At 66.6% G+C, this 4,906-nt stretch carries 4 protein-coding genes; 1 reads left to right on the top strand and 3 read right to left on the bottom strand.

The window, feature by feature from the left end:
- Nucleotides 1–449: 449 nt before the first annotated feature.
- From M3461_03555 to acnA, 3 genes are all read right to left on the bottom strand, one after another.
- A complete protein-coding gene (locus M3461_03555; GenBank protein MDQ3773502.1) occupies nt 450–677 on the bottom strand; it encodes a DUF433 domain-containing protein in 228 nt (75 codons plus the stop codon).
- 207 nt (nt 678–884) lie between these two features.
- Entirely contained in the window at nt 885–1,319 is a 435-nt protein-coding gene (locus M3461_03550; GenBank protein ID MDQ3773501.1) for a DedA family protein, read from the bottom strand.
- Nucleotides 1,320–1,331: 12 nt separating this feature from the next.
- Complete coding sequence (acnA, locus tag M3461_03545; protein ID MDQ3773500.1) at nt 1,332–4,073, bottom strand: aconitate hydratase AcnA; 2,742 nt, start codon at nt 4,071–4,073, stop codon at nt 1,332–1,334.
- 341 nt (nt 4,074–4,414) lie between these two features.
- On the opposite strand from acnA, the gene M3461_03540 reads away from it, so the two are divergent.
- Nucleotides 4,415–4,906 (top strand): succinylglutamate desuccinylase/aspartoacylase family protein (locus M3461_03540; GenBank protein ID MDQ3773499.1); only part of this gene is annotated, 492 nt, incomplete at its 3' end.

Raw genomic sequence — 4,906 nt, 5'->3', positions numbered from 1 at the left:
ATCAAAGTCAGCAATGCTGAATTGGCCACGGTCCAGCCCACGCCAGACGAATTCCACGGCGAATGGAACTACAGTATTCATCCCACACCAGCCCGATAATTGTTCAAGTTATTTATGCTAGATGCCTAACCGTTCAATGGGATCTGAATCTCGACATAGCTCCCGACTGTAACCTCATCGATGGCGCGAACCACCGCTGCGACATGCCGCTTGATGCGCGGCCAACTAGTTGAAGTCAAGACAACGATGGCTATTCGGCGCGACCCGAGGTTCTGCTGGTACCGCAAATTCTTGTCGGTCGTGACGAGCATATCGAAGCCATCCCGTTCAGCTGCGTCGAGTAGCGCTCCATTCCCTAGACTCGACCAACCGCGCTCATAGGCAATCACCACCTCGTGCGATGACAATGCCTCTCGTAACGGGACAGGCGTACCTAAGACAATCCGCACTTACGCAGATACGGTTTCAGGCGAGCTTCGCGCGGCGTGGTCGAGGACCGCACGGACTTGATCAAGCGTAACGCCGGGAAACCATTCGATAAACTGCGCGATCTGCGCACCATCTTCGAGGTTTTCGAAGAGTGCCGCTACCGGCACGCGAGTCCCACGGAATACCCATGCGCCGCTGACGTGCCGTGGATCCCGCTCGACGGCGAGGCACGATGACCAATCAATCATGCGAATAATCGTAGCACTGACGTCGCCTGCTCGCTAGAGTTTCGCTGGACCAAGCCGGCCGCTCCCGGGGCGATCGCCTTGGAATACCGTCGGTCGGTCCCGATCTCGGCTTGGGCGGTAACGACACGATTTCAGAATCGGAACCCATCGACAGGCCGGCGTCTGTCACGACCCGGACACAGCCTCGACATCGCGCCGACGCGATCTTCACGGCAGGAAGGCGTACACCACCGCCGCGTAGCGCAGGAGCTTGCCCGCGGTGATGGCCGCGAGGCATGCGAGGAAGGGGAATCGCAGCCACCCGGCCGCCAGGCACAGGCCGTCGCCTACTACCGGGAGCCAGGAAAGAAGGAGAGACCAAACGCCCCAGCGCTGCACGAGGGCCAGGGCCTTTTCGCTTCGGCCCTTCATGAAACGTTCGAGGGGATAGCCGAGCGCCGCGAGCCGTCCCAGGAGCCAGGTGCTCACGGCGCCGAGCGTATTTCCCGCCGTGGCGATGACGAGCAGCCACAGCGGATCATGGGCGGTCTGGGCCACGAGCCAGGCAAGGACCGCTTCCGAGCCGCCCGGGGCGAGCGTTGCGGAGACGAAGGCGCTGACGAAGAGCGCCCAGGGTCCGAGGGCCGAGTCGCCGGCCTCCAAGAGGTCGCTAGGTCAAGCCGCCAGCTGGCGCAGCACGTAGGGCAGGATCCCGCCGTGCTCGTAGTACTCCCATTCCTTGGGGGTATCGACCCGCACCCGCGCGGTGAAGCGCTTGCCCTGGCCGGACCCGTCTTCGGCCACCACCGTAACTTCGCGGGCGCCACTCGCAAGCCCCTCGATGCGGTACAGCTCGCGCCCGGTGAGACCGTGACTGGCGGCGTTTTCCCCGTTCTGGAAGGTCAAGGGCAGGACGCCCATGCCCACCAGGTTCGAGCGGTGGATGCGCTCGAAGCTCTCGGCGATGACGGCGCCGACGCCGAGCAAGAGCGTGCCCTTGGCGGCCCAGTCGCGCGAGGACCCGGTGCCGTATTCCTTGCCGGCCAGGATCACGAGCGGCGTGCCTTCCGCTTGGTAGCGCATGGCCGCGTCGTAGATGGCGAGCTCTTCGCCCGAGGGCTGGTGCGCGGTGTAGCCGCCCTCGGTGCCGGGGACAAGCAGGTTCCTGAGGCGGATATTGGCGAAGGTCCCGCGCATCATCACCTCGTGGTTGCCGCGCCGCGCGCCATAGGAGTTGAAGTCCCTGGGCTCCACGCCGCTCTCGACCAGGTAACGTCCCGCCGGGCTGTCCACCTTGATGGAGCCGGCGGGCGAGATGTGGTCGGTGGTGATCGAGTCGCCCAGCAGCGCCAGGACGCGGGCACGCTCGATCGGCTTGAGGCCGGGCGGGTTAGCCCCCATGCCGTCGAAGTACGGCGGGTTCTTCACATAGGTGGACGCCGGGTCCCACAGGAACAGATCGCCTTCGGGCACCCGCATCTCCGCCCAGCGCCCATCGCCCGCATAGATATCGCGGTAGCTCGATGCGAACATCTCCGAATCGATACGCGCCAGGACCTCGGCGATCTCGCGCTGGGTGGGCCAGATGTCCTTGAGATAGACCGGCATGCCGAAGCGATCGGAGCCCAGGGACTCGCGATCGAGATCGATGTCCATGGTGCCCGCGATCGCGTAGGCGACGACCAGCGGGGGGGAGGCCAGGAAGTTCATCTTGACCTCGGGGTGGACGCGGCCCTCGAAGTTGCGGTTGCCCGAGAGCACGGAGCACACCGCGAGACCACCGCGCGCGATCCCGTGGCTCACCGCCTCGGGCAGCGGCCCGGAGTTCCCGATGCAGGTCGTGCAGCCGTAGCCCACGACGTGGAAACCCATCTCCTCGAGAACCGTCAGAAGCCCCGATTCCGTGAGATAGCGGGTCACTACCTGCGAGCCCGGGGCGAGGCTGGTCTTGACCCAGGGTCGTGCGCGAAGCCCGCGCTCGCGCGCTTTCTTGGCCACGAGCCCGGCGCCGATCATGACGCTCGGGTTCGAGGTGTTGGTGCAGGAGGTGATGGCGGCGATCACGACGGCGCCGTCCTTCAACGCCACATCGCGCCCGTCGATCTCGATCATCTCTACGCCGTTGTGATGGGCCTCCTCCCCGCCCACCGCCGTGCCGCCGCCCTCGGTCAGGAAGCGGTCCATGTCGCGGTCCTTGCTCGCCGCACCCGAACGTTCTTCCTGGTAGACGTGCAGGACCTTCTCGACCACGCCCTTGGCAGCCTTCAAGGCGATGCGGTCCTGGGGGCGCTTGGGGCCGGCGAGCGAGGGCTCGACCGTGCCCATGTCGAGTGCCAGCGCATCGCTGTAGCGAGCCTCGGGGGCGCCCGGCTCGCGCCACATGCCCTGCGCCTTGGCGTAGGCCTCGACCAGCGCCACCTGCGCGGCGCTGCGGCCCGAGAGGCGCAGATAGGTCAGGGTCTCGCCGTCGATGGGGAAGATCCCACAGGTCGCTCCATACTCCGGGGCCATGTTGGCGAGGGTGGCGCGGTCGGCGAGCGGCAGGTGCTCCAAGCCCTCGCCGAAGAACTCCACAAACTTGCCGACCACGCCGCGCTTGCGGAGCATATGGGTCACGGTGAGGACGAGGTCCGTGGCCGTCGCGCCCTCCGGCAGGCGGCCGGTGAGCTTCATGCCCACGACCTCGGGGATCAGCATCGAGATCGGCTGGCCGAGCATGGCTGCCTCGGCCTCGATGCCGCCCACCCCCCAGCCGAGCACGCCCAGGCCGTTGATCATGGTGGTGTGGGAGTCGGTCCCGACCACGGTGTCGGGATAGGCCTCTGCGATGCCGTTTTTCTGCTTCGAGAACACGGTGCGCGCCAGGAATTCCAGGTTCACCTGGTGGACGATGCCGGTGTCGGGCGGGACGACCTTGAAGTTCGAAAAGGCCTGCTGGCCCCAGCGCAGGAATACATAGCGTTCCTCGTTGCGCTCGAACTCGATGGCGGCGTTCCGGGCCATGGCCCCCGAGCTCCCGAAGACATCCACCTGCACCGAGTGGTCGATGACCAACTCGGCGGGCGAGAGCGGATTGATGCGCTTGGGATCGCCGCCCAGGCGCTCCATGGCCTCGCGCATCGCCGCGAGGTCCACGACCGCGGGCACACCGGTGAAGTCCTGCATGAGCACCCGCGCCGGCACGAAGGCGATCTCCTTGGAGGGCTCGGCCTTCGGATCCCAGGTCGCGAGGGCCTCGATGTCCTCGGCCATGACGTTCACCCCGTCCTCGTGGCGCAACAGGTTCTCCAAGAGGATCTTGAGCGAATAGGGCAAGGTCGCGACCGGCAGGCGGTCTTCGAGTGCCTTGAGGCGGTAGACCTCGTAATCGCCGTCGCCGAGGCGCAGCGTGGTACGGGCGTGGAAGCTGTCGGTCATGGTGTCCCCCCCGGGTTGGCAATGGCTCCGCGCCATTATGCGGTATTCGGGTCGGGAGTCGAAAGAGAAAAGCAGGGCGTCCCCACCCCTCGACCGCGACACCGGTCGCCCTCGGGACCGGCGTCCCGGGGCGAAATGGATGGCAGGTCTCGGCCCGCGGCGTCGTCCGTGCGGCCGTAGGGCCAATAGTGAAAACGATGTAGGACTGAGCGCGGCCCGAAGCGCAAGCGGTGGTCTGTATCGCCGCCATGGGCCTTCGGTACTCGGCCATCGCGATCGAGCCTAGGTGACGGGCAAAGGGCGAGCAACAGTCGGCGGGCGTCCGCGACGGTTCGCGCTTCGTGCTCAACACCGACACCGCCTTTACGGTGCATCTCGACGCCGACCAGCGCAGGGTCGATCTCACTCGCGGCGAAGCGCTCTTTACCGTCGCCCACGACGCGGGGCGCCCCTTCGACGTCGTGGCCAGCGACGATCGGGAAACGGTCCGCATGGCACGCGCCTTCGACGCCCCGGTGCTCATCAACACGGCGCTCGTGGACGGCTCGATCCGCCGAGCCCTGGCGCGCCGCGGGATCCCGATCGTGGTCTACGAGGCCGGCGAGGCCCTGCGCTTCGACGAGGTCGCGATCCGGGTCGGCGTATACGGCGTCCTGTCGGTGATGCGCTATCTCCGGATGCTGCCGCCCCGGCGGACCCGGGAGCGCCGCATCGAACCTCTGGAGGGCCGCTCGAGCGGCTGGGTACGGGCACCGCAGAGCGGCATCCTGCGCACGCTCACCCCGCTCGGGGCCAGGGTAGAGGCACATCAACGCCTGGGCGTCGTGGCCGAC

This window comes from Pseudomonadota bacterium, from assembly GCA_030860485.1.
In the GTDB taxonomy this organism is placed as follows: domain Bacteria; phylum Pseudomonadota; class Gammaproteobacteria; order JACCXJ01; family JACCXJ01; genus JACCXJ01.
This window is presented reverse-complemented; position numbering and strand designations above follow the sequence as displayed.

Bases quoted from the DNA above. Each gene is read 5' to 3' on its own strand.
- M3461_03555 (MDQ3773502.1), bottom strand. From the start codon at position 677: ATGATTGATTGGTCATCGTGCCTCGCCGTCGAGCGGGATCCACGGCAC.
- acnA (MDQ3773500.1), bottom strand. From the start codon at position 4,073: ATGACCGACAGCTTCCACGCCCGTACCACGCTGCGCCTCGGCGACGGC.